This window comes from Bariatricus sp. TF06-38A, from assembly GCF_027690675.1.
In the GTDB taxonomy this organism is placed as follows: Bacteria; Bacillota; Clostridia; order Lachnospirales; family Lachnospiraceae; genus Allocoprococcus; species Allocoprococcus comes.
This window is the reverse complement of sequence record NZ_JAQFCE010000001.1, coordinates 208,003-234,183: the sequence shown is the minus strand read 5'-3', so window position 1 is coordinate 234,183 and position 26,181 is coordinate 208,003. Positions and strand designations below refer to the sequence as shown.

Here is a 26,181-nt window from a genome sequence, read left to right as displayed (position 1 = left end):
TGTGATAATCACGGGCTGCTTGCATTATATAAGGAAGAAACACCTAACACTTGTTGAGAATACCTTTTTACCGGGATCAGGAAAATGCTCTTGCCGAGGATCCGGATCTGATGCTTTTTGTCACTTGTGAAATGTCACTGTGACATCACTGTGATAGTCACTGTATATGCTACAGTGAACGTCACATAACGCACTATGGTACTTTTCCACACTTTCCACAGTGCGTTGTGGATAATGTACGTTTTCTGAACCTGTTTTTGTGCATTTCAACCATGCCGGGCTTCTGATCCGGATTTTGACCTTTTTCAGGAACAAACTCGCTCGCCTGGATGTGCCTAAAATGCCTCAGATCGCCTTTTTCTTCACGGGCAATAATCAGATCCTAAAATTTATTTTCGTGCGAAATCAAAATTTTGCACAACTGGAGCTTTGCTGATTTGTGGAAAAACCACATTGACAAAAAGACTGTTTGCTGTATAGCCTTTTTCAGAATTTTACTAGATTTTCAGACAATAAAAAATGCCCCAGGCATCCGGAGATACCCAGGGCGTGTGTGACATATTATTTCCTCGACCAAAAGGTTTGCTGTTACTTATGCGTTACAGACTTGGTTTGCTAGTTAAAAAATTACTCTTAGTTGAAAAGTGCGTACCAGGTATTGGCTCCGCACCATCCGTCAGCATCCAGACCATTCGCTTTCTGGAATGCTGTGATCGCCTCTACCAGCTTGCTTCCGCAGCTGGCATCCATGGCTCCGGTGTAATATCCCTTTGCGGATAAAATGAACTGAGCTATGAATGTGAATGTACCGACCGTTCCACTGTGAACTCCGGCTTTTCCGGCTACTTCCTTGCATGAACCATAGAAATTCTCGTTTGTCGGAGTGAGCTTTGTTCCATACTTACGGTTCATAAGATCTTTCCAGATCGCAAGGGCTCCCCATCTGGAAGCTGGACCGTAGGATCCATCTACCTCCAGTTTAGCTCCGCAGAACTGGATCAGCTTATCGCCGTAATTACTATTCAACCATTGCTGACCGTTCTTGATGTTTGCTGTCTTACTGTTGCCTCCGGAAATTGTTCCGGATCCGCTGTTTGTTGATCCTGAGCCAGATGTTCCGGCTCCTCCAGACTTAGAACCATCCTGGACATTTGTTGCCGTATGATGGCTGTCGTTCAAAAGGATATCTCCGGCTAAAAGATAATCGGGACCAGTAAGATACTTCGATTCTGTTAATACCTGGAATCCAGCCGCCTTTGCTCCGGATCTCAGATTACCCGTATATGTGGCGTTAATGTTTTTCAGTGCATCAATCCCCAGAAGATAACCAGCCGCTTTAATATTAGCGATCACTCCGGCAGAACAATCCCCCTCGCAAGCGATTGTGATCTGTGAAGGATCGAAATTACTTGCTTTCAGGTGCTCCCAGTATGTACCTCTCTGTCCCTGATCGTAACCGACCAAATCATTTTTAGCAGCTTTGATCCCAAGCTCTGCCAGCTTTGCTCTAACTTTTGCATCCGGATGTCTCAGAACGCACTTCCAAGGTCTGTTATACCATGGAATCAAAGCCCATTCTGTCCCGGTCTGATCTCCAGCTTTTCCTCCTGAATACTTTCCGCTTTCATCATGTCCGCTGTTTGAAATTAAACTCATGTTTGTTTCCTCCTTTTCGATGTCTTTATAGATTTTCAGGTACTGCTCCCCGTAGGAAGCTCTTGTCTTTTTGACTTCTGATCCGGTATTTGCCGGAACCTCGAATTTTACCAGGAAGATATCTGACGCCTCCTGGACTGAGGTTGCCGTTTTTAATACCTGCAGAACACTCTTGTAGCTCTGCTGCAATTCTTTCAGCATGAACTCAACCTGAGTGTCCGGATCTCCGATCGACACGCCTTTTGATTTAACCAGATCGTACAGTCCTGCTTTTCTTCCGGCGGACGTCCACTGGCAAAAACCATAACCGTATTGTCTGGAATCTCCCAACGGATGCAAGAAAAGATCTCTTGAGATCTCTCCGCTGTCTACTGCTGTTGTGTACGTGTCATCGGTGTATTTGTAATTCAGCCTCTTCTCGCAGAGGTTCTCCAGATTACGGGGATTTGCCCCGGATTCTGCGTAAATATTCCCCATGGCTCCGCATGCTCCGTATATTGTGCATCCAGCAGCCATCAAACCATTAAATAATGCGTCTGTATAGGTGTTTCGTATAATTGCCATAACTTCCTCCAACGTAAAAGAGTGGGGATTTCTCCCCACCCAGTTATAAGTACGTGTCCTCTTCCGGATCCAGCTCTTCGTCCTCTTCCGGATCCAACTGCCCCATTTTGTCCATCAGGATAAATGTAAGTGGTAAAAATATTGCAAATAAAATTACAAGCGGCCAGAAGATCCCTGCCAAAACCAAGAGTACAATTACCAACGGGTAGTTCGGTTCTCTTGGTTCGTAGTACAGACCGTTATCTTGGCAATAGAGTTCTTCGTCCTCATCCTCCATTTTACATAACGTCCCGATCGCCCAGATGTATACTGGCTGACTTAATAAGATCCCTAAAAGGTACACGAATAGGATTACATCCCACATAGCACTCCCTCCCTTCTCTGAGAGTTATTTCTGGGAGCCATTTACTCTTCCATCATCCAGAAGATCTTTTACCCCCTCAAACCATTTATCAATAACCTTCATCATTGCTTCCTCGGTAACGAATATCTGGAGCCACTTAGGTAACAATCCTCTTGCCTGGCTTACAACATACTTTAATTTCTGTTTGCCCTGACCAGATTCATTGTAGATGTGCTCTGCTTTCAAGATCAGCTGATATACATCCTGACGGATTCCGTCCAGCCCCTGCATCTTTGCATACTGGTAAGCTAAAACAATCGTGATGATCGCTAAGATCAGAAGAGCCACTGCAATTACTGGCAATGGGATCTGAGATAATACGTTTACTAATTCCATTCTTGTTTCCTCCATTTCTTTTCATGCCCTCTCAGGCTTCCGTACAGCCTCATGGGGCTTTGTTAATTGGTTACATGGTAATTTCCTTGCATAAGCTACTATCATGCGGATTTGAGCCGATTAGTGCTTTTAGTTTCCGGTTATATGATTTACTCCCTGACGTGTCAGGAAATTTTCCAGATCGTGTTTCGCTTCCTGCTCATAATCCAGGGCTTTGTGCATGTCTCCGTTGCACTTGGCGTCCGGGATTCTCTGCATAGCTTTTGCTGTAGCTTCTGACAATGCAAGAGCTCCGTCCAGGGCTTTTACTGTCATGTACTGGAGTTTTTCCCTGTTTTCTTCTTTGGCGTCCTGCTCTCTCTGTCGGTTTAGCCTTTCCTCTTTCTCAGCTTCTGCTCTTGCCTGGATTTTTCTTTCGATCAGCCAAAAACAAAAAGCTGTGATCGCTGATGGAACTCCGGCAGCTATCAATAAGTCCATTGGATCTGTGTCTCCTTTCTCCTATTACTTCGGAACTTTTGAGCTAATTCGTTTTCCGGGCTGCGCTCGTATCTGCATATGCAACACCTCCTTCGCTGCTAATTGATATCTCATCATCATCGCAATCTGCATACCTCCGGCATGCGTACTCGATAACGTCAAGATCTGCTTCGATCTCCTCCAGACTTTTAGTTGGCGTCCCTTTTATCAGGAAGATTAGATCATAGATTGCCGACCATAATTTGGAGATAATCTGTAACTTTGTCATTTATCGCCCTTCCTTTTCCTGAAAAGATGATAGTGAGGTTTCTCTTCGCCAAATAAAAGCCACCGGATCAGATCGTCCAGGAAGATCCCGAATGCTGATAAAAAGAACCACAGCAGCGTAAATTGCGGACATATCTGACCGAGTATATTTCCGGGCATGTTACTGTAATCCCACATATTCAGTCCCAACCATACATTCAGGATCAACCCGGAAATGAACTCAATCACTGTGATCCCGGATGCAGCTATCAACTGCTGGAGAACCAACGGCATACATCGTGATCTCTCGTTAATCACTCCGCAAATGATGAAGCATAAGCCTCCGCACACTGCCATTGCCGGAAATGAATATCCCCGGAAGATCACTTCCAGGGAATAATAAAAAACTCCTCCGATCAGGAAGAGTGTCAGGTACTTTATGATTTTTTTCACTATGCAATACCTCCGGATGCAATGGTTTTCATGTAATCTTTCAGAACTTCATTCTGGAACTCTTCCGGAACTTTTGCTCCCCACTGGATCTGATCCAGATCTCCAGGCTTCGTTACCGACTTGATCCACATATTCAGGGCATTGCAATATGTCGTGTAGTATGATACATGGAACATTGCTTTATTGACGATGTTCTGCATGTCCTCAGCCGAGAAATACTTGCAAGGATGTCCGTCCTCATGGTACTCCAGCTTTTCCTCTCCAGCTAACAACTGCATTTTCTTTCCGAAAAGATTCAACTGATCTTTTTCTGTCAAGCTGAAATGTTCCACTCCGGAAGATGTGCTCACATCTACTCCGGCGTAAATCGTCTGCTCACATGCTGATGCGATTTCCTGGTATTTCGCTTTTCTGGCATCCTCCAGGCTCAGATCTTCCACGCTGGAAGGATCCGGAACCTCCTCCGCTTTTGCGTACCAGTAATCAAAATCAGATTCGATCTCTTCCTGGCTTACTTTGCCCTGGTAATGGAACTGGACCTCCTCGCACTCCCACACCTTGTACTTATTCTTCTTTCCATCCTGGATGTCCTCTTTATCCACCAGCTCAATGTTTTTACGCATGATAACATCTGTTCCGGAAAATACCGGATAGACCTCAACTGCTGAGGGCTGCGATAAGTAAGATTCTCTTCTCATTTTCTACTTCCTTTCCGTGCTTACTTGCACTGTATGAACACATTTTGAATAGCTTATCAAAACAATACTCCATCCGGAATTTCAAACTGTTGCTATGCTTTATCCAGCCTTTGTATGCTGCAATCCGGCAGGCTCTCCACCATGGGATAAATCCTTTCGCCTTGAAATCTTCCCAGGCTCTGAGCACTTGCCTCCGGATTCTCCGAAATACTCTCCCACGGATGATCGTGTATTTCCTCCGGACTACATAGCCCATCATATCAACTCCGGGCGTCCTTTTCTTGCTGCCTTTTCTTCGCTCTTCCAGGTTCTCCCGTTCTTCATCAAACGAAGCTATCTGGTAGAATTGCCAGATATCCTTAATCTTCAATCCAAACTTGTCATGAGCCCAGATCGTGGCTTTCTTCATTGCCTTTTTCAGCTTTGAAACATCGCCATAGATCGTGAAATCATCTGCATAGCATACAATCGCATATACAAGCCTATTCCGCTTTCCTCTGCGTATCTGAGCTTGCTCATAGATATATCTCAATACATAAGACATCACGTAATTGAATAGCCATGCCGGAAGATATCCGCCTATGCAAAGATGGTTCCCAGGATAATTGCTCATAAGAGCACCCAGGAACCATAGCAGCACTTTATTCTTGCCTATGTCTCTCCTCAGCATCTCCATGACGATTGGAACCGTCACTGAGGGATAAGCCTTTGTTACATCTCCTTTCAAGGCAACTACCTTGCCGTGAAATTTCTTCCGGAGCAGTCTTTCGATCTTCCGCTTTCCGGCTACGCCTCCCTTATTCGGGATGCTCCCGTACTGGATCGGTAAAATCTTCGCTCTGAAAAGAGGTTTCAACGCATATACTCCGATATATTCAAATACCTGCTGTTCTGGAGATTCCTGGCAGATATCACGGAGCTTCTGCGTCAGTCCGTCAATTCTTTGAAATTGGCGAATCGGTTTTAATTGTAAATCTCGGTTGATTATACGTTGCGTCAGCATCTTTGCTACTTCTGATTCAGCTTCCAGGGTTCGTTTAAAATCCTTATTCAACTGATCCTCTACGATCTCACGCTTTGTTATTTTCCCGGTCTTGCATAGCAGTCGTTGGAAATCTTTTCTGCTCCGCTTATTCCGGAAGCATTCCACAACGGCAAGTTCATTAAATTTCCAGTCCTCAATATTGACCGTTGCTGGTTTGCAATATGTTTTCACACATCAACCTCCTTAATATTCATCTGGTTACTTCCGTGGCTTTCCCCGTAGGTACTAGCCTCGTTGGTTTCAAGTTATTTTCGCACATAAGCGAGGATTATACGATGCAATGATTTTTTAATACTCTTTTCAAAATTGTACCAGTTGCTCCGAGAGAGCCGTTCCAGTTAGCGTTAGACACCCCATTGTTCGAGTTACGGCAAGGAACGCCAGCATTACCACCGTTGTTCAAGTTACCAAAGCACCAAGCCGCACGAACACCAGACGCCGCAGGTTCGCAATTGAAGCCAGCTCCCAGACACCGTATAACCCTAAAATTATTTTATTTGCAAATAAGACAATAAAGGGGCTTACTGCCCCTCTGCTTCGCATTCACCCCGTTTTTAACCCTCAAGACCAGGTGCTCCGAGAGAGCCGTACCAGCTAGCGGCAGACACCCCATAGTACGAGTAACGGCAAGGAACGCCAGCATTACCACCGCTGTTCAAGGTACCAAAGCACCAAGCCGCACGAACACCAGACGCCGCAGGGCCGCAAAAGAAGCCAGCTCCCACTCCAACGCCGCTTCCGCTTGCGTTGGTTGCCTCTGGCCAGAGAACATCATCATTGATTGCATTATCAGTAATATACTTCCATGTCCAGGCAGCCGTATCTTTCGGAAATACCAATGTTGGAACATTTACTTTTTCGTAGTTCTCATTGATTGCAGAGCCTACTTTTGACTGATCGTAACATTTGTAGCAATCAAAACAATAATTCTCATTCGCATCTTGGCTCCACTGCCATAATTCATCGGAGACAATCAGATAGGATCCGTTCATAAACTCAACACCCTGGATCATTCCCGGTTCTTTTCCGGAAGTTGGACTGTATCGGCTACCATCTCTGCCAAGAACATTATCATTCCATCCGGAATAATACGGGCTTGTAGAAAGATATGTGCTTCCGGCTGTTGTGTCAAAAGTCTTTCCTCCGTTGTCCACATAGACTGCTGAATATTCTTTTGCTTCAATAGTCACTGTTTCGATGGCTGTAATCAGTTTTCCATCGAAGATAGAATAGTTACTTGCTGTGTTTCTGTCAGATCCGCTCTGAATGCCAAGCATAACAGCCGAGCCAACCAGAAGGTTTGCAGCCTGCTCCTTTGTCAGAATTACCCTTTCTACTCCAGTCTCACTCACTGCAACTGTGTACTGGTAGTTGTAATTTGTGCAACCTTCAATCTTTCCGGAATTTCCTTTACGTCCATATTTCAAACGCATCATAGCATCCAGGAATTTAACAAGAGATCCGGAAGCTCCGGAATACTGTGCTCCTCTGCCTCTCCATCTGGTTACGCCTGTCTGGTGGGAAGTTCGGTTGGCTGGCTTCAATCCGGTTCCGCATGTGATACCCCCGTCTGCATCAATTCCGGCATAGTACTTCGGGTGTGCCATATACTCATGCACTTTTCCGGTTCGATCGGTTCCCTCTTTCCATCTCTTATACCCCGGTGCCGGTGTGCATCTGGTTTTCAGATATTTATAATCTTTATCCTGCCACTCTCTCTTGTAGGTATTCTTCTGGAGAACCCAGCACAGGTGTTCTCCGCCTCTGACCTTTGCAGTATCGTCAATATGCTCCACATAAAAAATCTCATGGGAACCATCTGCTTTTTTCTCTGCCGCAACCTCAAGACACCAGAACTGTGGAAGGTGTGCAAAAGGATCGGATCCGGCTGTTGATTCTGTGGACGGTGTGCATGTTAATCCGGCAGAATCATCCGTTAGCTCTCCGATCATGGACGTGCTCTTGGAATATCTTGGTGTGGTTGCTCCGTGAACTCTTGTATCAACCAGAACATTTCCGAACCATCTCTCCAGCATTTCAGACTTCGTGTAAAGATCCGGATTGTACTGAATCTTCCACCATTCAGCAAAAAGGGCGTCCACCTCTGCTTTAGAAGTAGCCGCCGCAACTTTCTCTTTGTATTTCAGATCCATCTCTCCAGCGATCTGATCTCTGTGTACTTTCACAAGTAACTGCATTGTCGTGTCTCTTGGAATGTTTATAGTTTCACTCACTTAACTTACCTCCTATGCACTTAAAATAACAACGTCAAGACCACTATCGCCCTCGTTGATCCGGAACGCAATGGTATTGGCTTGGTTGACAAGTAACTCTGTGGCTTCTTTCGCCTTGGCAATGGCATCTGCTGTATCTGCCTGCCTTTTCTCTTCATTCTGATTTCTGGTAGTTTCCGAATTAGCACGGGCAGTCTCGGCATTGGTGCGAGCTGTCTCAGCCTGGGATCTTGCCTCCTCCGCCCTCACTCTGGAGCTTTCAGCATTGGCACGTGCTTTCTCAGCTTCATTCGCCGCTTTCGTAGCTTTATCTGCATTTCCGGCAGCCGTATTTGCTGTAGATGCGGCCTGGTTCGCAGATCCAGCTGCTGTAGAAGCAAGGGAAGTTGCCTGGTTTGCATTTGCAGCCGCAGCGTTCGCAGCACTTACTGATGTCTGGATCGCAGAATCAATCTGTTTCGCATTGTCTACAACTTTCTGTAATGCCGTTTCCTGGCTTTTTCCGTTCTTTGTGGCAGTCTCGGTCGCAGTCTGCTGGGTTTTTGCCGATTTCGTGACGTTTTCAAGGTTTGTCTGCTGGGTTTTCCCGTTCTTTGTGGCGGTCTCAAGAGCTGTCTGCTGGGTTTTCCCGTTCGAGATAGCAGTTGTCAGATCCTGCAATGCTTTCTGAACTTCTGCAGACTTCGTGTCGATCGCCTCCACCTGCTGTTTCATGGTAGCAGCTGATTTTGCAACTTCGGTCTTGATGTTGTTGTAACTCTCGTTTTCTTCATGTATCTTTTCCATGCAGGAAATAAAGGCACTTCGTACTTCTTCCCCGTATTCAGCGTTTCTCAGCTGTTCAACCTCTTGAGAGATATCTGCCATTTAGTCCACCTCCTCGATTTCAGTCTCCTCTTCAATGCACTGTTTCTCTTCCGTGGTCTGTGGTTCTGGATCCGGATCCGGTTCTGCACTGGGAGCTTCTCCAGGATCCTCCGGATCGACCGGATTTTCAAAAGCCTGGATCAGGTCAGCTTTCTCTTTTTCAAAAGTCTCTTGCATCTCTTTAGTCTGGGCTTCGTAATACTCCTTTAGTTCTTCCTCATACCTTGCGGTATCGTCTGCCAACTCATTTCCGGCATTAGTTCGGATCTCAGCCAGGATCCCACTTAGGATTCCTTCTGCCATAAAAATAGGCAGCCCGTAAGCCGCCATTGTATTTCCAATCTGCCTTGTCAGAGCTTGTTTTGCATCTGCATAAATCACACTAAACGGTCTGGTTGGTTTCTTTCTCTCTTCCATCTTTTTCTACCTCCTGCTCTCTTTTGATGGTTCCTACAGCTACACTGTTTTTTGCTGTTTTTTTAGGTTCTTCACCTTTCGGAAAAATAAGTTCCATGCTCTCACCTCCTAATTCCAGTAGCCGACAATAATTCCGTTGTATACTCTCAAATGAGAATACGTCCAGCTATTGCCATTGTTTGTTATCTCGCACACAATCGGTATCGCTCCGCTAAAAGCCGTATATCCTCCTGCTGATATGCTTCCAATTTTGAAATTTTTTAATGTATACCAGTTTCCAATCAAATTGCATCCCAGATTCACTCCGTATTCATCGTAAATACTGTTTGCACGGCTAAAACACAACATAGTAGTGTAGGAAGTAGCTGAGGAACTTGCTTTTTGAGCAAATGCCATATACTTTCCTTGTGGTTCCAAATCGAACACTAATCCCTTATGAGCATTGTTCCCTGCCCACTGGTTTGTGCCGATCGCTCCGACATAATACCCATCTCTGTAAAAGTGATTACCCGTTTCATCGAATACAGCACGTTTCTTAGAGTTCTCTACTCCGTAATTGTAAATAGCAATTTCTCCTGGGTTGATCTGCACGTATTTTGAGTTTTTATTGAAAGCTATAATCACGTTGTTGTAATACTGTGTGATGTAAGATCCCATTTCTCCTTTGCTTACCTTTGAGGTAATAGCTGTGGCGTTTTGCTTGATCGACGAAGAAAGTTTTTCTTCTCCGGCGGTAGCTCTTGACACCTCGGATTCGATAGAATCTTTCAGCACTTGAAGCTGGCTTTCCGAATATCCTGAGATATACCCCAGGATCTCAATATCCGTGATATAAACTTTTGTTCCGGAAGTATAGTTGTAAACATAGAAGTACCAAGAATTGGCAGTTACATTATTGAACTCTAGCTCAAAAGTTTTATACGTTTCTGTTACGCTTCCGGCATCTGTGTACTTATTGGTTCCGGCAAAATAGATCCGGATCCGTGATGTCTGACCTTCTCCGCACTTTGCCTTGAATCTCACTGTAAATGGGCCTGCTTTTGGAACTTTTACAATTTGTCTCAGGTAATAGCTGGATGTCTGTGTCTCTCGATCCAACAACGCCCAGTTCTTCGATCCATCCTGAACTTTCGTGATGTAGGTTGTATTTGATCTGTACCAGTTTTTGAAAGCGTCCTCAGAATCAGAAAAACTGCCGTTCTGGCAGTAATCGTGTTGAACATTGGTATATACTTCTTTGACCGATGCAGCTACTTTCCCAACTTCGACCTCCAGTTTGGCGTCTATGTCATCCAGAAGCTCTTGCATATCCCTGAGACAGCGAATGTCTGTTATGTACAGTACAGATCCGGAATATCCGTATACTGTCACTGCCACAGATTTTGACGCCCTGGTAATCAGTACTTCCTTGCTAAAAGCATTAAATTCATCCGGATTATATCCACTCAGGTACGAGGTGGCTTTGTTCTCCGAAAATCCATACTGGATGTAGGAAGGGCGGTACTTCGATCCTTCCGGATATGCTGCTTCAACAGCAATCTTATATTTTCCAGCTTCCAGGATCCCTAGATTTTGTGTCAGTGTTACTGATCCGGATCCGGTAAATGTCAGCTTAAATGCTTTTGTATTCCGGAACTCTGATTTTTCAACCTTGCAGTTTCCGGTTGCTCCAGATAACGTAAATTTGCCGATATCAAGCGTTTCCTGCTCTCCTCCGGCAATGTAGTTCTTTCTGGCAACTGTTTCTTTCACACTTCTTACGGACAGTGCAATTTTGTTCTCCATGTTGGTTATGGAGTTCTCTATCTCCTCACGGGCTACTCTTACGGATTTGTCTGCATGATCTTTCGCAGCCGTTTCACTTTCAAAAATCTTCTTCTCTACGGAAGTTCGGTAGCCTGCATCTATGGATTCTGCCACGATGCTGTTTGCCATAACCATCTTTCCGTTGATCTTACCATCCATCGTGAGTGCTACTCCGTCAGCCGGACCGTCATATCCATTACTGTAGTGAGCAAGTCCGCCCAGCCCCCATCTCCAGAGGTTCTTTGCGTTGGCTACTCCTGGAGTATCTGAGACAATGAACTCATTTTTTGTGTGGATCGCATTACCATTCTGGTTCATGTCGTTTAATAGGTTCGTAGCGTCCCGTAACGCCTCCTGGAGGATTTCTCCTTTGCTCGGTATAGAATTTATAGTCTTTTCTATTTCCTCGGCTGTATGGCTATTTGAGGATGTGTAGGTGTTGCTCTGTTTTTCCGTGCCTAATGTAATGGTATTCTTAGCAAAATTGCTAATATATACTTTCAGGCTTGACAATGGCAATTTTGAATCAAGCCCATGTGGAGGAGAAACACAACGAATCAGATCTCCGACCTCGAACTCCTGGATATCATCATCCGTCAGATTCAGATCAATAGCTTTCAATTCAAGGACCATATTCTCAAACTGTACGCTTTTCAGATATTCCCGTCCTTTTTTCATCAGGTTTGATGCTACTTTTACATCATCCCACGTAACGGTCTTGTAGATCCTTCCGTAAGCTGCTACTGCACTGTCATCAGAGACGTAATCAACGCCCCCGTTCACTTCTTTGATTGTCAGTCTCTCTTCCAGACCTTCAATGCTGGATTCCTCCAATTTCGCCCCCAGAGGGATAACACACGTTACTAGGTCAGAAGCGTCCATGTTTTTAGAATAATCAAGCAAATTCTTTCCGAACCTGATCTCCTGGCTGTTCTTGGTATAAAATTCATCATCGTTCAGATAATCCAGGTAGCGGATGCCATCCTCTTTCCGGATTACAAGATGCCCTCCCAGTCTGTCTACCAGCTTATCTTTTAGGGTTTCTCTGGTAGTCTCCCAGTTAGCGTACCGATATAGGGAATCGTTCGGATCCGTAACCGATACACGTCCCAGTGTGAATTGCTTTCGCTCCTCAACTTGGGAATTGTGATTGTCAATTACTGTTTTCAGGTAATTCTTGACCGAAATATTATGATACACTGTCGGTCTCTGAATGCTGTCGCAAAAATAGGCAAGTTCTCCTTCGACGAATACTTTCTTAACACCCTTGGAATCTTCGTCATCATAGAGAACTCGCCCAGCAAATTTTTCTACTCCATCTTTGTAGAAAACAATGTCAGTAGTGAGCTTTTTCACGTACTGGTAATACGGGTGTGTCGGGTAGACTGAAAACTCAGCCTGCCCGTTCACATTATCTCCCTTCTGGTAGTAGGGATCCCCGACTATTAGTGCCTTAACCCGTGGGTTATGGATCATGTACTCTTTCCCATCCACAAAAGCCTTAATTGTATACATTTACAACATACCTCCTCTGTGAACGATTGTTATTTTTCCTTTACCTTGGAAGTACAGCTTATTCTCTCCCTCGTAAAGTTCAATGTCATACATGATATTTTCTCCGGCGTATATATCATACGTTCCGTTTCTGTATTTTACTTTCATTGAGGCGTTTGAAATAATTTTCAGCGTATCGTTATACGGATATCCGTCCAGGATTATCTCTTTCCAGGATGTCAGACTGTTGATGTCAATGTCTGAAGTATTCCGGATCACTCCATCTATAAAGCTGAACGTGTCCCATTTCCACGGTTCATTGGAAGATGTGACATCCAGCTTATAAGGATCGCACGTACATTCAATACTGATTTCCGCAAGCTCCTCATTAGTTTTCTTAGTGTCAATATGACACCGTCCGGTATAATAATAGCCGGAATCGACATCCAGGATGATCCGCCTTTCCTTCCCCTCGATCGCTCTCGCAATTCTGCTGATTAGTCCAGTCCAGCGGATGTAGCTACAATCTCTGGCGTCAAATGTAAATTTCAGTGTTCGCATTTCATACACTACGCCACCATTTTGAGCTTCTGTCAGATCCAGGGATCCATTCATGCCATTTACACTAACGTATACCGTCTTTGCTTTCGGAACTCCGATAGACACGCTTTTCAGCTTCAATCCCCAGTCATTATATGAATGGGCGCCATCGAAAGACACGCCCGTTACTTTTACTGGCATTCATTAACCCCCTCTCTTTTTATGGGTGTCTATTCTACCCATATCTTTATCTACGATAGGTGTTGTTGCGTGGCCTATCTCCTTTTCGTCCAGGTCAACGTGTACATGCGTCTCCCCTTCGATTACAACCTCAGTTTTGCTTTCAACGAATGATTGTCCGTTTTCCTGTTCAACTTTGTATGTCTGGCTTGTATTCTTATCCAGTGTAATCTTTCCGGTTTCGACATTTACTGCAGCCTGCATCCGATCCGCAAGGGCCTCCATTTCTTTGTCCGTCTGTTTCTCCAGATCCGGCATGGAATCTTCGATACCAACACCAACGCCAGGTGGGATCCATCGTCCAACTTCTTTTGCGAATACTCTTGATGGAGAATGTATTCCGAGAGCGCCTTTTACTCCGTCAACAATTCCAGAGAAGAAGCTCCTAACCTGACTTCTGAACCATCCAGCCGCATTGCAGATTCCGTTCCATACACCTGTTACGATATTTCGTCCGACCGACATCATCTGTGACGGTAAGTTTCTTACTCCGTTCAGGACAGCATTTACCAGCTTATTAGCCGCTTCACGTCCCTTGGACATCAGATCTGATCCCCAGGAAACTACTTTTGATGCTGTATTGCACAGCCATGTCCAGATCTTACCTGGAAGCTGAGAGAAAAAGTTCACGATTGTAGCGATCGTGTTGCTTGCAGCTGTTCTGGCATTGCTCAGCATATTAGATCCCCATGTAATGAGGTTCTGGAGCGTGTTATGGAGCCATTGCTGTACCTTTCCTGGTAATTCGGAGAAGAATGTCACAACTGTATCAATTACGTTCTGTGCCGCTTCTCGTGCTTTCTGGAGCATGTTGCTTCCCCAGGTAACAAAATTGTTATAGGTATTCGTGAGCCATGTCCAGATCTTGCCTGGCAATTCACTGAAAAATGTAACAATGTTATCAATGATGATCGGAACATTCGTTTTTACCCAGTTGACCGCATTTATACCAAATTCAATCAGCTTCCCGATGACAAATCCCAGGGCGTAGCCGATCTTGTATGGAAGATCTGTAAAAAATTGCACGATCGCATCAATCGCAGCGCTTACCACTTGTGATGCAGATTCCAGTAAATTAGATCCCCACTCCTGGATTCCCGAAATAACCTGAGATAGGAACTCAGAAATACGTCCAGGTAAAGCCTCAAACCAGGCAACCACGGCATCTACAATTTCACCGATTTTTGATGGGATTTGCTGAATAAATTCAACGATCTGATCCCAATGTTCCTTTATCACGATAACCAGATTTGCAACCGCAAATACAATTCCTGCAATCGCAGCCGCTACCAGTGCAGGTGCTCCCAGGATTACTGCTCCAACCGCAGCCAGGGCAATTCCAACTCCCATCAGGATATCTTTTATTATGCTGAATCCGTTCTTGAACATGTCAATGAAATTTGTGACCGCAAGTATCGCACCAGCTATGATAGATCCTACCCCGGCAATGACTGTTCCGAAGGTAGCAAAAAACTCTCCGATCGTAGAGACCGCAGAGCCGATAAATGATCCGATCTTTGTCATCACGGATCCTGCTGTTGTAGCAAGTCCGCTGAGTTTTGTTCCAAAGGCAGCCAGTTTAGGGAACTCTAATGCAATTACTTCTCCCAGGGTTCCTGCTCCGCCCTTCCAGAGGGCAAACCCTTCAACCGCTTTTCCTACTACTCCGACAATTCCGGAAACTCCACCCTTGAACGTTTTCAGGATAGAGAAAAGACTGCTTACTGATCCTACAACATCTTTAGCAACTTTCAGTGCCGCAATAGACGCTGCAATGGTTCCGATCGCTTTTCCGATCGCTTCCATGGTAGCCGGATCCTGGCTGTCGATCACGGAGAAAATATCTCCAATCAGATCTACGACACCTTGTACAATTTCCCCGGCAGTATCTAAAAATCCCTGGAAGAATCCATCCAGCAAAGCAGAAACACCAGGAAACTCTTCACTCAGCCCCTGGCAGAATCCGGCAACAAAATCTTTTGCCGCCTGGATAATCAATGGCAAGTTTGTTTGAACAACCTCGCCAATTTTACTTATCATTTCACCGAAGGACTGTCCCATTTCTTCTGAATGGTCTGTCATCGCCTGGAGAAATTCCGTAAACAGATAAATTCCAGCCGACCACATGTCCCCGGCAACATCCGTGATCGCACGTACCAGTTCCGCAACCATCGTTGCTCCGGCAGCTGCAAATTCGCTCTTGTGATCTACGATTCCCTGGATAAAGGAACCTACGAGGTTTTCAGCAGTTCCGATCAGTTTCGGTGCCGCTTGTGCAACCTCGGTTACGATCTGAGCCATAACTTCCCCGGCTTTTGTTACCAGGGAATCGAGTCCACCGTCATTGAATGCCTCTTGCAGTCCCTGGACCATCGTCTGGGCTTCTTTGACAATATCTTTTAATGGTGTCTGCATCTCCTCGTACAAGGAAATAGCAAGACCTTCTAAACCTGATTTCAGGATCGTAATTTGTCCACTCAGGTTGTCGTTCATGGTTTCCGCCATATCAGCGGCAGCACCATCGCAGTTTGCGATAGAATCCGATAGCTTGTTAAAATCATCATCGGAAGCATTTACGATTGCGAGCAATCCAGACATTGCTTCCTGTCCGCCTAAAGCGGCAGCCATTTGAGCTTTCTGATCTTGTGTCAGTCCGGAGAAACCTTTTCTCAGATCCACCATGATCTCATTCAGAGATTTCATAGATCCGTCACTCTTTGTCAGAGATATTCCAAGGGCATCCATAGCTCCCTGGACTTCCTTAGTCGGTTTCGCCATTCTGGTAAAGATGCTTCGCAGAGAAGTACCTGCCTGGCTCGCCTTAATTCCGGAGTTAGCCATCAGTCCGATTGCTGTAGCACAATCCTCCGCAGAGAACCCAAGAGCTCCGGCAACTGGTGCAACATACTTAAATGTCTCTCCCATCATGCCTACGTTGGTGTTGGCATTGGATGATGCTTTTGCCAGGATATCTGCAAAATGCGTAGAATCCGATGCGGATAGCCCAAAAGCCGTCAAAGCATCGGTAACAATATCACTGGTTGTTGCCAGATCCTCTCCGGAAGCAGCCGCCAGGTTCATAATACCTTCAATACCGTCTAGCATGTCGGCAGTTTTCCATCCAGCCATCGCCATGTAAGAAAAGGCATCCGCCGATTCAGAAGCACTAAATTTCGTTTTAGCACCCATCTCTTTTGCTTTATCCGTCAGGCTTTTCAATTCATCCCCGGTAGCTCCGGATATTGCTGCCACATTGGACATAGACGATTCAAAGTTTGCTCCGGTTTTGATCGCCGCAGTTCCGATCCCCACTACAGCTGTTGCTGCTCCTCCGATGATCGCAGTTGTAGCTTTTAATGCAGTGGAAGCACAGGAACCAATTTTACTGATACCGTCCTGGAATCCAGAAGAATCTATGGAGGTATCAAATTTTAGTGTGCCATCATAGCCCAATGTTTTCACCTCACTTTAAGGGCAAACAATGGATTATCGGCTCATAATGGCACTACTTAATCTGTTGTCCGTATTTAATTTTCACTTCAAAAACATTAGAGCACTTTCGCCCTTTACAAGCTACTTGCACTCCCTTACACTCTGCCTCCTCAGTAAAGAAAAGAGGCATCCGATACCCACATGCAGGACAAACCACCTGGGTATACTTCTTTCTGTCTATTTTCAAACTATGCAGCCACCTCCTTATACCAATCCGGTAAGATCTCCGCCATGTAGCAGAGCTTCTGTCAGGAGTTCATTTGCCTCTCTTTCGGCATCCGGGATAGGAAGGGCGTGTACAGTCTGCATTTTCTTGTAGAACTCTCTCTGTTCCTTAGACATCGTGGAGGTTATGTTGATACTTCTATACCCCATGATCTTTACAAACTCCGTGTCCTCTTCCAGTGCCTTAAATAAAGCCCTGAACTTCCACCAGTGAAGATCCTCCACATCTTGTAAATCAATACCGTATTGCTCCAGGAAAGCCGCATAGATATAGTCATCGTCATATTCAAATGAGTATACTTGCTTTGATCCGCTTCCTCCGGATCCTGAGCGATCATTCTCGGTTTCTCTGCCGCATCTGTAAAACCAGATCATTTTTTCGACCGCTTCTGTCATGTTCTGTGGAATCTCCGGGTAATAAAGTTTTAACCCCTGAATAAGTTTCTGACGTTTTCCCACCTCATCGTCCTGCATGAGTAATTCAAACAGAATAGAAATGCGGAAATCGGAATTGATCCGATACTCCGCACCGTCTATTTCTACTGTTTCAGGAAGCACGTCCAGAATGATGTTAGCCATTGTTTACGGCATTAAAATTGTTTCTGTTCTGGTGCTTGTTTTTGCCACCTTTTCTCTGTTCAGCTCTTCTCTGCTGTCTGTTCTGTACTCTTCCAGATCCGTATTTTGCCGAAAGATCATCCATAAAGGTTTTCGCCTCTCCAGACAATGCAGTTACCTGGGCGAATCCCTCCATACGGATTCCCAGGTTATTGTTCTTGTGGAACACCTTCTCGGCTGTTCCGGCTCCAAACAGTTCATCGAAGTATTCATTTACGCAGGCACACTGATATCTCATTCCATCAGCCGTTGATAAGCCTTCATACGCATTAGGATCCTGGATCTTTTTCACGATCCATTTATTCAGATCCTCAAATTTTTCTACTACGTCTGCATCCATCAGATCCAGTTCAAGATCTACTCCGTTAATGGTAACTTTACTCATTTTTCTTTACCTCCTGAATTAAAAATCAGCAGCTCCCTACTCGGTAGCCGCTGTGAATGTTTTTGTCTCAGTATTAAATGTACCAAGGATCGGATCCCCAACTGCATTCAGGTTTCCTTTGACAACCTGCTTATTCTCTCCGGAATAATCAGATACCTCGCATGAAACGAGGAATTTTCTTGCTTCAAACTCGTTTGTTCCGGTTCCTTTGTTCCAAAGTTCAACTCTTACATATTCAAACTCTGCATCGGATCCGGTATAATGATTTCTTCCAACCATGTAAAGAGCGTCAACAGCTTTCTCCTCCTGGATGTGATCAGCTTCAAAAGGAAAGCTGGTTTCATATCCGGTCACGGAAGAAGAAGAACTCTTCTCGTTGACGTATTTCACAGATTCCGTCTGTGCTCCTGGGCTTTCGTCCAGGGTAGTAAATCCGGTTCCCATGAGTGCATACTCCGCTTTTTCAGTAGTGCCTACATTCAGGTAATCGGCAATCATGTGACGCATTACCGCTGTTCGTTTTGACATTCTTGTGCTACCTCCTTCTGGTAAATCAATCTTAACTGTATCTGGTATCTGGCGTTTCTCATGGATCCATCAAACATGTACCCATTGGAAAGCACTTCTATCTTCTCCGCATAGCAATTTTCCGGAAGATCCGGAAAAATCTCTTTACGGTTCTGATCCTCGATCCAATTTGCGAATTTCTCATAAAATGCGCTGTTCTGGATATTCTGGATCCGATCCATGGAGTAATACTCTCTGCTCCCAAAATTAAATTGATACTGCTTCACTTCGTCCCCATTGACGTAACGTTTGATAACAGGATCAAATACTCCGGTTTCGATCGTGTACTCCACGGCCTGATCCCCCAGGGCATCCACACGGAATACCCCATCTTGCAAAAGAGGGCATGTCGCAATATGTTCGACAATGCCCTCCAGGATTGAATCAGCCATGCTATCCTCCTATTTTCCTTGCACCTTCCAGGATCTCGGCTTTCTCAGCCACCTTCATTCGTTCAAACCACTTAGCTCCTCTATTCGGATCATAATCTCTCGTTTCGGAAGTGTCCCAGTATTGTTTTCTGGCGTATGGTGCAATATACTCCACAATTCCGCTTCCTACTGTGGTTCCCAGTTTTCCGGATTTCTCCAACGTTCCAGTTTGAAAAGGTACTCTGGGACTGCATCTCCGCAGCACCTCAGAATCAACGAATTTCTGCATCCGGGTAAACTTCTGGTTCGTTTTTGGAACAAATGAAGGATCCCACTTTAGTTCTGCTTTTCCGTTCTTTCCCTGGATGATAACGCCTTTCGGTGTCGTGATCTCCTTAAAAGCCACTAAGCACCACCTACCCTCCAGTGTTTTACGGCATCGGATCCCCTCAGGGTGTTGTCTGCATACTCAGTAACATGAACGATATCACGGTCATACTTAAAAAGATCCAGGAAGTCCCGGATCCGTGACGATGTGATAACTCCACTGCTGAAATCAAAATCATCAAACTTCCATTCTCCATTGTAGAAAATGGTTCCGGTAATGATGTAACAGCCTTTCTGTAACGTCCAATGTTTCTTAGCCTCTTCATCGTCTAGGAGCTTGTATTTGTCCTCTGAGATGTATGTCCGTGAATCCTGCACTCTGGCATTTACTGGGATCCTGATCCTAAAATGCAGATTCTCTTCACGTTCTGAGGCTGATCCTCCGGAAGATCTCGCATCCACGAATGATACCTCCGAAATGTTGGTAGGGATAAAAACCTCCCTCCGGGTTTCTTTGTCCAGACGAAGGTTAAAAATAGTGATGTCCTGGTTTGTAATCATACTTCCTTGACCTCCCTCTGTACGTTAAGCCAGTGCCGGACAGATAGATCTTCATGTCAGCGATCACTTCCTGACGCATATCTGATTCTTTCCCGGCATCGGCGTATGATACTGAATATCCATCGTTGCTCTCAGACTTCAATTCCTGGTTCCGGAGTTTTTGGTATGTGGAGTATTTCTCAACTGCACAGCATATCGCATCTTTCACGCAGTCAGGGATAACCTCCAGGCTCCTGATCCGTCCGAAGGTTATTGTATCTATCAGAGCCGTAGCCCATTTCAGATTCTGCTCAAAAGTGGTTTTGCTTGTCTCTGTACCTCTGTAGTCTTTGGAATAGTAATCATAGTCAACGTATGGCGTCCGTATAGTCTCGTCAGACATTTTTAATACACCTCCCGTAGATTTTCCCGTCTAAACAGGAAAGATCCTCTGAGGCTTATTTCTCAGCCTTAGAGGATGCCTTTGTGGATTTCTTTGATGCCGGAGCTGGTTCCGGATCCGGAGTTGTTGCCTGTTCTGCACCTGCAGAAGTGAGCTGAGCTTTCAGATCCTCGATCTCTTTCTCGGCCTCAGCGTTTTTCTTCTCCAGATCCTCGATCTTCTTATCTGCTTTTTCTGCATACTCGGAAGCCTCTTCCAGTTTTGCTTTCAGATCCTCGATCTCTTTCTCGGCCTCAGCCAGTTTTTCGCTCGGTTCTACGTGTTCATGGAGCACGTTACCGTCCATATCAGTGATCGTATACCCCAGAGCGATATATGTTTTCTTTTTTTCGTCCGGGATCTTGACCACTCTGTTTGCTTTTCTTGCTTTTAACATTGATTCTCCTTTCTACGGGAAAAGGAGCCTATTGGCTCCTCCCGTAACGTCCATCTTATGAATGTTTTGTGATGTTGAATGCGATCGCATCAACTTTGTTCGGAAGCAAGAATACGTCCTCGAAGGATTCCTCGAAGTATTCCCACTTACCCTCAGATCCGGCAGACGGTGGATCCAGCTGTGCGAATTCATAGTTTGTAGGTGTGATAACTGCCAGCGGATGAACCAGGCACATGTTGATCTGATCTGCCTGAGCATCAACTTCCCAGCCCTCTGTGAAGTCATATGCAGTTTTCATCATATCGGACGGTACGCTGTCCGGAATCTCCACTTCATCAATGGATGTGATCGCTCTCTTTAACGCCTCAGATCTCTTAGATACGTCAATGGTCTTGACGATAGCCTTTGCATTGGTAATGAGAGTACGAACATCCGGAGTAACGTAGAGAATACGTCCAGCTCTCGGAACACGTTTGTTGTCCATTGCAGTCATCATCTTATCGAATACATCAAGGACATTATCCGTTGTGAGGACTGTCTGATCTGCTGTCTTGCTCTTTGCAGTGTAATCCGCATACAGTTTGGAAATGAGATAGCAGTTCATTTCTGGGAACTTCTGCTCCTCATTGAACACTCTTGTAATGTTCGCAATGGAGGCTACCTGGTTTGTTTCCTGGATATCACGAGGATGAACCAAAGTGCTCCATGTTCTGTGGTTAGTTACCTGGAGTGGTGTCCAGGAGTTGTTGTAGTTACGTTTCTTCTGACCGATTGTGTCTCTGTCTCCGTCCACACGTCCGGTTGTAGTGATAGTCGGGATCTCAATCACGTTTGAGTTTACCCAGCGGTATCTTCCGTTGTTCGGTGTTGCAAAAAGAGCACCGAAGTAGAGTACATAAGGGAACTCCTGCTCCAGTGCCTGCTGATATTCTTTAGCATAATTTAAAGCTGCCATATTCTGTTATCCTCCTTAATTTTCTTTAGGCTGTCTTAATCTGTTAAAGCCCATGTTCAGGAATGGGTTCTGATTTCCTCCGGCTGGTGTTCCTCCGTTTGCTCCGGCAGAAAATCTCGGTGGATTTCCGCCCTGACCTCCGGCACCTGCTCCGGATCCTCCGTTGCCACCTTCAGCACCGGATCCAGCACCTCCATCCTTGTTTTCGGTTACGAATGCACCTTTGTAGTCCTCGTCCCCCATAAGGGAATCCATGAACTCTTTTGCTCCCAGGAATGTTCCGTTGTCATCCAACTGGAATTTCTTGGATCTCAGTTCGTCCAGTACGCCTTTTCTTGCGGCTTTTGATGTGAACTTATATCCAGAGAGGAACATATCCTCAGCGTGGGATCTGCTCTGAGCTGCCATCTGGTCTCTCAGTGCCTGAGTATCGGTGTTATACTTCTGTTCCCACTCAGAAACCTTTTTCTTGATTCCGTCAACGTCCTGATCCTCAAATGATTTAATCTGGGTGTTGGCATCTTCCAACTGCTTTTTCACTCCCTTAAGCTCAGTTTCTTTCGCATCGAATTTGTCCTTTGCGATATAACCGCCAGCTGACAGATCTACTATCTTGATGTTTTTATCTGCATCAATGGCAGCCTCCAGTTCCTCGGCAGTCATGGGAATGATCGCTCCGTTTTCGTCCTTCTTAAAAAGTTTCTTCAAAAAATCGTAAGCCATTGTCACTTACCTTCCTTTCTTCGCTGATTTCATTTAGATTCCGGTTCACTCCGGCTCTGCTATCGTGCATTTATATCCCGGCACGATGGGGAACCGAGTAGTTTATATGCCATACCTCCAGGGCAAAACAAAAGGATTGCCTTTTATTGACAATCCCTCTGCGTAAAGCATACCTGAGAGCTTCGTATAGCCTCATGTACACCTTTTATTCCATTGTGTGAGTATTTCTTCATTCTTACCGCTGATCGCCTATATCCGCCTCCTATTTAACCCATAGGTGGGAGATATCAGGATCACCGCCTTTCTACTCTTCTGTGAATATAACCCAGTCCTTAGCTGCCATATCTGTCTGAGATGGTGTCCATGGCACAAGCCCTTTCGGTGCATTTTCATTGTCGGTCACAAGCCCGGTAGTGACGATATAGACATACTGCTGAGTCATTTTGCTGTGTTCATCCGGGAACTGCATTTCAAGGTAAATCCCTTTTCCGTTCCAGCCTTTTCTTGCCACCTTAACGCCACGCTCCAGGAATTTGTACGCATCCCCGAATCCAAACGTAGCCTCTCCTCCAAGTTCCGGACAATTCTTACCATCCGCAAGAACCCATTCATCCGTTGCGATGTTTCCGAATGTGTAATCCGGAATCTGTGTCTCACGGATGTCCATATCAACGCCATCTTTTGTGTGCATGATGATTGTCTGTTTTTCCTTTGACCAGTACCAATAGCCAGCCCATGACGGCAGTTTTACCTTTTCTCCACGTTTCATCAATGCAAATGCTTCACTAAAATTCATGTGTGATTCCTCCTAATTTGATTTTTTATTCGCCCATACAGCCTTTTGAGCTGTGGATCTTCCAAAATTGACAATCTTCCCGTTGCTATCCTTGTACGCTACCACTTGGTTTCTGGCACTGTCGTAGTTCCGGTTGGTGTCATTACAGAAGTTTTTCAACTCCCTCTCTTTCTTTTTCAGCTTCACGCTCTCCGATGTGAAATCCTCCTGGATGCACTGGATCTGTACTTCACTTCGTGATTCCTGCATTGCCGCATCGTAACTGGAAAGAATACGTTTGATCTCTCGGATCTCTCTTTCATACGCTCTCTGAATCTGTGAACACTCATAATCTGTCAGCATATCGCCGTTGTATGAGTATTTCGCCCGGTCATATTCTGCCAGCCTCTCTTTTGAGTATGCCGGGCTTGATATTCCCGGCCAGTATGGATAGAAGCTGTGTCGGCAATTCCACCCACATAGTCCAGCTCCGGATCCGTATCCGGTAGAATCTACGAAATTCGGGTAATCTGGAGACGATCCGTGAATCTTAAAAACCCTCCCTTGCCACTCGGCATGAGAAGGTCTGGCTCCGGCATGGGCTGTGGTTTCGTAATATTCCACGTCCATGTCCTCAGCATATAGCTCTGTCAGCTTCCCGGCTGTCTGATTCAGTCCGGTTAATACAGATCTCCGGATCGCTACGTCAAGCTGTGATCTGTTCCCTTTCCCGTACAACACGTACCCACCATCTTTAGCAGCTTGTTTGATTGCCTCTCTGATCGCCTCATAGTACGAAAATCCGCCAGCAGTTGCTTTCATATAGGCAAGGTTGGTTGCCTCCAGATATAAGCCTCCAGTGGTGGATCCGGTTGTCATTGTCAGGTTGCGTATATTGCCATTCGTCTTTGCAATGGCAGCCTCTAACACCTGGTTCATTGCCGGAGATAATTTCAGGTCGATATCATAACCAGCTTTCAGAAGTGGTTGTGCATCATATCGCACTCCGGTTCGTGCAGAATCCTGAAAAAGTCTTTTTACCTCATTCTGCGACTTTCCGGATATCCTGGCAACGTCCTTCACGATGTCCTGCATCAGTTCTCCGTTCTCTCTGAGCTGTTTTACCTGCCATTTCGCACTATCCGTCATTTGTCCGGTCTTTACAATCCTACGGGCAATATCTTCTGCAATAGACTGATTCAGTGCGTCATACATGCCAAGCAGATAATCAGTGCATGAGTTCAGATACTCTGGTGTCAGCATGTGCCATTTTCCTGATCTTCCGGATCATTCCGGATATGATAAAAAGGGCATGTCCTTTTTATTTCATCCGTACACTCTGGGGGATCTGTTTCGCAGTCCCGGCACTGGTGGACGGACATAAGAAAATCCGGAACATTGTCCGGACTACCTATCATTGCCATATTCTCCTCCTACTCTTCCGGCGGATATGTGTTTTCCTCCGGGATGTATTCTTTTGCTTCCTCCTCGGTACAACCGAAGTACCACGCATAGAATTTCTCAACCTTTAATTTGCCAGCAAGCACCATAGACCATCGTCTCTGATACTCAACCTCTGTATCTTCCAGAACTCCATCCCCCCAGGAGCACAGCTTCTGGATCTCTCCAGCCGGAGTGATTCCGTACAGATCGCATAGCGTGTTCATAATTTCAATCAGACTATCTAATCCATTATCCCAGGCTTTCTGCATGTTGCTGACCGTTGTATAGGATCTCTGTTTTGACGCCTTGATCTCTGTAGCTGTCCGGTCAACCTGGTTTGGATTGGATAATGTCCCGTATGCAAGCCCACATAAAAACTCTACTCTCCTGAGCAATTCATCCAGCCCCTTGAACATGGAACTGTCTCTGATATCCGGGCTGTAAGGTTGGAGCATAGCGTTATTGTTCTTTCCTTCCATGTCGTAGGTACGGAATAATCGCTCACGTCCTCTCGGAAGGATCGGCTGTGCGTTCTTGTCAATATCAAAGATATCTTGTGAAGCATCAATGGCAGCCTCTTTCGCTTCATATTCCCAAAGGATCCGGGAATACTGGATATCTGCCTCCTGGATCACTTCAACTGCTCTGGAATAGGTCGATGCTCCCAGTGGGGAATGAGGATCAATGTTGTTCGCTCTCGGAACCTTTACATACAAAAAGAACGGTCTTTCGATCCCGTCCATTTCCGTTACCGGCTCCAGTCCAGCCCATTCTTCGATTGTCTCCAATGGAACCTCCTGCATGAATGGGTGCTCCACACTGATCTGATCGTCCTCGGTTGTCATCGTGTTTAGCCTCTCAGATCTGTATGCTTTATTTACTACTGTGTAGTGATCCCCCTCCAGGTTGTGATGCTCCAGGCGTGTATAGAGGTAATCTCCAACACGTTTAGAATCAATAAAGACAGCTCCCGTGATTTCTTTGTTGCTGTTGAATGCTGTTGGATAGAATCTGTTCGCCTGAATAAAATCCAACTGAATCTTGTCTGGTTTCCCGGTTAATGGATCCGATCCGGACACATACGGTTTTATCGCAATTCCTCCAAGCGCTCCCCACATTTCTACGATGTTGTCAAAATTGCTTAGGTAGTTCTGGAATTGATCGTTGAGGAAATCAGCTCTCGCACTTCCCTCCAACTTGAACTCAAACTCTGTCAGGATCAATCTGGAGAACTCCTCTGCGATTGCAGCCGGAAGGTTCATTGTCCTGGTGTCCGCTTCGCCTCCCATCCACGGGGGCTTATTTTCATACATTTGAAGCCATAAGGAAATAGCATTATCCATTACTCCGGATGTTGCTATCTGCACATTTAGCTTCCGTTCCAAATTCTGCTTCGGAAACATCTTTCCTACCACCCTCCTTAAAAAATCTGTAATAGCCAA

General features: G+C 45.4%; 29 protein-coding genes. All 29 read right to left on the bottom strand.

Annotated elements, in window-relative coordinates; genetic code table 11:
* Positions 1-633: 633 nt before the first annotated feature.
* The 29 genes from PG418_RS01075 to PG418_RS00935 all read right to left on the bottom strand — a co-directional run bounded on the left by PG418_RS01075 (position 634) and on the right by PG418_RS00935 (position 26,181).
* Complete coding sequence (locus tag PG418_RS01075; RefSeq protein ID WP_117636126.1) at positions 634-2,220, bottom strand: phage tail tip lysozyme; 1,587 nt, start codon at positions 2,218-2,220, stop codon at positions 634-636.
* Between the two features lie 43 nt (positions 2,221-2,263).
* Entirely contained in the window at positions 2,264-2,584 is a 321-nt protein-coding gene (locus PG418_RS01070; protein WP_117636127.1) for a hypothetical protein, read from the bottom strand.
* 24 nt (positions 2,585-2,608) lie between these two features.
* Positions 2,609-2,959: a hypothetical protein gene (locus PG418_RS01065; protein WP_117636128.1), complete on the bottom strand. Its 351-nt coding sequence runs from the start codon at positions 2,957-2,959 to the stop codon at positions 2,609-2,611.
* A gap of 129 nt (positions 2,960-3,088) precedes the next feature.
* A complete protein-coding gene (locus tag PG418_RS01060; RefSeq protein ID WP_117636129.1) occupies positions 3,089-3,439 on the bottom strand; it encodes a serine/threonine protein kinase in 351 nt (116 codons plus the stop codon).
* A gap of 43 nt (positions 3,440-3,482) precedes the next feature.
* Positions 3,483-3,707, bottom strand: a complete 225-nt coding sequence (locus tag PG418_RS01055; RefSeq protein ID WP_117636130.1) for a hypothetical protein — start codon at positions 3,705-3,707, stop codon at positions 3,483-3,485.
* Entirely contained in the window at positions 3,704-4,138 is a 435-nt protein-coding gene (locus PG418_RS01050) for a putative ABC transporter permease (RefSeq protein WP_117636131.1), read from the bottom strand. Before PG418_RS01050 ends, PG418_RS01055 begins: the two co-directional genes overlap by 4 nt.
* Complete coding sequence (locus PG418_RS01045) at positions 4,138-4,836, bottom strand: DUF4376 domain-containing protein (protein WP_117636132.1); 699 nt, start codon at positions 4,834-4,836, stop codon at positions 4,138-4,140. Before PG418_RS01045 ends, PG418_RS01050 begins: the two co-directional genes overlap by 1 nt.
* A complete protein-coding gene (locus tag PG418_RS01040; RefSeq protein WP_117636133.1) occupies positions 4,796-6,052 on the bottom strand; it encodes a Reverse transcriptase (RNA-dependent DNA polymerase) in 1,257 nt (418 codons plus the stop codon). Before PG418_RS01040 ends, PG418_RS01045 begins: the two co-directional genes overlap by 41 nt.
* Positions 6,053-6,435: 383 nt before the next feature.
* Positions 6,436-8,115 (bottom strand): hypothetical protein, encoded by a 1,680-nt coding sequence (locus PG418_RS01035; protein WP_498836953.1) that lies wholly within the window; start codon positions 8,113-8,115, stop codon positions 6,436-6,438.
* A gap of 12 nt (positions 8,116-8,127) precedes the next feature.
* Positions 8,128-8,982 (bottom strand): hypothetical protein, encoded by an 855-nt coding sequence (locus PG418_RS01030; RefSeq protein WP_117636135.1) that lies wholly within the window; start codon positions 8,980-8,982, stop codon positions 8,128-8,130.
* A complete protein-coding gene (locus PG418_RS01025; RefSeq protein ID WP_117636136.1) occupies positions 8,983-9,399 on the bottom strand; it encodes a hypothetical protein in 417 nt (138 codons plus the stop codon).
* Positions 9,365-9,496, bottom strand: a complete 132-nt coding sequence (locus PG418_RS01020) for a hypothetical protein (protein ID WP_276688758.1) — start codon at positions 9,494-9,496, stop codon at positions 9,365-9,367. The genes PG418_RS01025 and PG418_RS01020 overlap by 35 nt, the downstream gene beginning before the upstream one ends.
* Positions 9,497-9,507: 11 nt before the next feature.
* Complete coding sequence (locus PG418_RS01015) at positions 9,508-12,720, bottom strand: phage tail spike protein (protein ID WP_117636137.1); 3,213 nt, start codon at positions 12,718-12,720, stop codon at positions 9,508-9,510.
* Positions 12,721-13,440 carry a hypothetical protein gene (locus tag PG418_RS01010; protein ID WP_117636138.1) on the bottom strand — a complete coding sequence of 240 codons (720 nt, stop codon included), beginning with the start codon at positions 13,438-13,440 and terminating at the stop codon, positions 12,721-12,723.
* 3 nt (positions 13,441-13,443) lie between these two features.
* Positions 13,444-16,932, bottom strand: a complete 3,489-nt coding sequence (locus PG418_RS01005) for a phage tail tape measure protein (protein WP_242987417.1) — start codon at positions 16,930-16,932, stop codon at positions 13,444-13,446.
* A 243-nt stretch (positions 16,933-17,175) separates the two neighbouring features.
* The gene (locus PG418_RS01000) at positions 17,176-17,775 is read right to left on the bottom strand and encodes a bacteriophage Gp15 family protein (protein WP_498836952.1); all 600 of its coding nucleotides are present in this window, start codon (positions 17,773-17,775) and stop codon (positions 17,176-17,178) included.
* Positions 17,768-18,199 carry a DUF6673 family protein gene (locus PG418_RS00995; RefSeq protein ID WP_117636141.1) on the bottom strand — a complete coding sequence of 144 codons (432 nt, stop codon included), beginning with the start codon at positions 18,197-18,199 and terminating at the stop codon, positions 17,768-17,770. Before PG418_RS00995 ends, PG418_RS01000 begins: the two co-directional genes overlap by 8 nt.
* Positions 18,200-18,235: 36 nt before the next feature.
* A complete protein-coding gene (locus tag PG418_RS00990) occupies positions 18,236-18,727 on the bottom strand; it encodes a hypothetical protein (RefSeq protein ID WP_117636142.1) in 492 nt (163 codons plus the stop codon).
* Entirely contained in the window at positions 18,706-19,158 is a 453-nt protein-coding gene (locus tag PG418_RS00985) for a hypothetical protein (protein WP_117636143.1), read from the bottom strand. The genes PG418_RS00990 and PG418_RS00985 overlap by 22 nt, the downstream gene beginning before the upstream one ends.
* 1 nt (position 19,159) lies before the next feature.
* Positions 19,160-19,543: a minor capsid protein gene (locus PG418_RS00980; protein ID WP_117636144.1), complete on the bottom strand. Its 384-nt coding sequence runs from the start codon at positions 19,541-19,543 to the stop codon at positions 19,160-19,162.
* Complete coding sequence (locus tag PG418_RS00975) at positions 19,543-20,025, bottom strand: DUF6751 family protein (protein WP_117636145.1); 483 nt, start codon at positions 20,023-20,025, stop codon at positions 19,543-19,545. Before PG418_RS00975 ends, PG418_RS00980 begins: the two co-directional genes overlap by 1 nt.
* A complete protein-coding gene (locus tag PG418_RS00970; protein ID WP_117636146.1) occupies positions 19,994-20,407 on the bottom strand; it encodes a head-tail connector protein in 414 nt (137 codons plus the stop codon). Before PG418_RS00970 ends, PG418_RS00975 begins: the two co-directional genes overlap by 32 nt.
* 55 nt (positions 20,408-20,462) lie before the next feature.
* Positions 20,463-20,843 carry a hypothetical protein gene (locus PG418_RS00965; protein WP_118110284.1) on the bottom strand — a complete coding sequence of 127 codons (381 nt, stop codon included), beginning with the start codon at positions 20,841-20,843 and terminating at the stop codon, positions 20,463-20,465.
* Positions 20,844-20,898: 55 nt separating this feature from the next.
* Complete coding sequence (locus PG418_RS00960) at positions 20,899-21,798, bottom strand: capsid protein (protein WP_117636148.1); 900 nt, start codon at positions 21,796-21,798, stop codon at positions 20,899-20,901.
* A gap of 15 nt (positions 21,799-21,813) precedes the next feature.
* Entirely contained in the window at positions 21,814-22,521 is a 708-nt protein-coding gene (locus PG418_RS00955; protein WP_117636149.1) for a phage scaffolding protein, read from the bottom strand.
* Positions 22,522-22,825: 304 nt separating this feature from the next.
* Positions 22,826-23,317, bottom strand: coding sequence for a DUF2829 domain-containing protein (locus PG418_RS00950; protein WP_117636150.1), 492 nt, complete (start codon positions 23,315-23,317; stop codon positions 22,826-22,828).
* Positions 23,318-23,329: 12 nt separating this feature from the next.
* On the bottom strand, positions 23,330-24,559 hold the full coding sequence (locus PG418_RS00945; RefSeq protein ID WP_117636151.1) for a phage minor capsid protein: 1,230 nt from the start codon (positions 24,557-24,559) through the stop codon (positions 23,330-23,332).
* Entirely contained in the window at positions 24,553-24,720 is a 168-nt protein-coding gene (locus tag PG418_RS00940) for a hypothetical protein (protein ID WP_181974004.1), read from the bottom strand. Before PG418_RS00940 ends, PG418_RS00945 begins: the two co-directional genes overlap by 7 nt.
* A gap of 9 nt (positions 24,721-24,729) precedes the next feature.
* Entirely contained in the window at positions 24,730-26,181 is a 1,452-nt protein-coding gene (locus PG418_RS00935) for a phage portal protein (RefSeq protein WP_117636152.1), read from the bottom strand.

What these genes read in the sequence shown, in the direction of transcription:
- PG418_RS01075 (WP_117636126.1), bottom strand. Translation starts at nt 2,220, where the DNA reads ATGGCAATTATACGAAACACCTATACAGACGCATTATTTAATGGTTTG.
- PG418_RS01070 (WP_117636127.1), bottom strand. Translation starts at nt 2,584, where the DNA reads ATGTGGGATGTAATCCTATTCGTGTACCTTTTAGGGATCTTATTAAGT.
- PG418_RS01065 (WP_117636128.1), bottom strand. Translation starts at nt 2,959, where the DNA reads ATGGAATTAGTAAACGTATTATCTCAGATCCCATTGCCAGTAATTGCA.
- PG418_RS01060 (WP_117636129.1), bottom strand. Translation starts at nt 3,439, where the DNA reads ATGGACTTATTGATAGCTGCCGGAGTTCCATCAGCGATCACAGCTTTT.
- PG418_RS01055 (WP_117636130.1), bottom strand. Translation starts at nt 3,707, where the DNA reads ATGACAAAGTTACAGATTATCTCCAAATTATGGTCGGCAATCTATGAT.
- PG418_RS01045 (WP_117636132.1), bottom strand. Translation starts at nt 4,836, where the DNA reads ATGAGAAGAGAATCTTACTTATCGCAGCCCTCAGCAGTTGAGGTCTAT.
- PG418_RS01030 (WP_117636135.1), bottom strand. Translation starts at nt 8,982, where the DNA reads ATGGCAGATATCTCTCAAGAGGTTGAACAGCTGAGAAACGCTGAATAC.
- PG418_RS01025 (WP_117636136.1), bottom strand. Translation starts at nt 9,399, where the DNA reads ATGGAAGAGAGAAAGAAACCAACCAGACCGTTTAGTGTGATTTATGCA.
- PG418_RS01020 (WP_276688758.1), bottom strand. Translation starts at nt 9,496, where the DNA reads ATGGAACTTATTTTTCCGAAAGGTGAAGAACCTAAAAAAACAGCAAAA.
- PG418_RS01015 (WP_117636137.1), bottom strand. Translation starts at nt 12,720, where the DNA reads ATGTATACAATTAAGGCTTTTGTGGATGGGAAAGAGTACATGATCCAT.
- PG418_RS01010 (WP_117636138.1), bottom strand. Translation starts at nt 13,440, where the DNA reads ATGCCAGTAAAAGTAACGGGCGTGTCTTTCGATGGCGCCCATTCATAT.
- PG418_RS01000 (WP_498836952.1), bottom strand. Translation starts at nt 17,775, where the DNA reads ATGGCTAACATCATTCTGGACGTGCTTCCTGAAACAGTAGAAATAGAC.
- PG418_RS00995 (WP_117636141.1), bottom strand. Translation starts at nt 18,199, where the DNA reads ATGAGTAAAGTTACCATTAACGGAGTAGATCTTGAACTGGATCTGATG.
- PG418_RS00990 (WP_117636142.1), bottom strand. Translation starts at nt 18,727, where the DNA reads ATGTCAAAACGAACAGCGGTAATGCGTCACATGATTGCCGATTACCTG.
- PG418_RS00985 (WP_117636143.1), bottom strand. Translation starts at nt 19,158, where the DNA reads ATGGCTGATTCAATCCTGGAGGGCATTGTCGAACATATTGCGACATGC.
- PG418_RS00975 (WP_117636145.1), bottom strand. Translation starts at nt 20,025, where the DNA reads ATGATTACAAACCAGGACATCACTATTTTTAACCTTCGTCTGGACAAA.
- PG418_RS00970 (WP_117636146.1), bottom strand. Translation starts at nt 20,407, where the DNA reads ATGTCTGACGAGACTATACGGACGCCATACGTTGACTATGATTACTAT.
- PG418_RS00965 (WP_118110284.1), bottom strand. Translation starts at nt 20,843, where the DNA reads ATGTTAAAAGCAAGAAAAGCAAACAGAGTGGTCAAGATCCCGGACGAA.
- PG418_RS00960 (WP_117636148.1), bottom strand. Translation starts at nt 21,798, where the DNA reads ATGGCAGCTTTAAATTATGCTAAAGAATATCAGCAGGCACTGGAGCAG.
- PG418_RS00955 (WP_117636149.1), bottom strand. Translation starts at nt 22,521, where the DNA reads ATGGCTTACGATTTTTTGAAGAAACTTTTTAAGAAGGACGAAAACGGA.
- PG418_RS00950 (WP_117636150.1), bottom strand. Translation starts at nt 23,317, where the DNA reads ATGAATTTTAGTGAAGCATTTGCATTGATGAAACGTGGAGAAAAGGTA.
- PG418_RS00945 (WP_117636151.1), bottom strand. Translation starts at nt 24,559, where the DNA reads ATGCTGACACCAGAGTATCTGAACTCATGCACTGATTATCTGCTTGGC.
- PG418_RS00940 (WP_181974004.1), bottom strand. Translation starts at nt 24,720, where the DNA reads ATGGCAATGATAGGTAGTCCGGACAATGTTCCGGATTTTCTTATGTCC.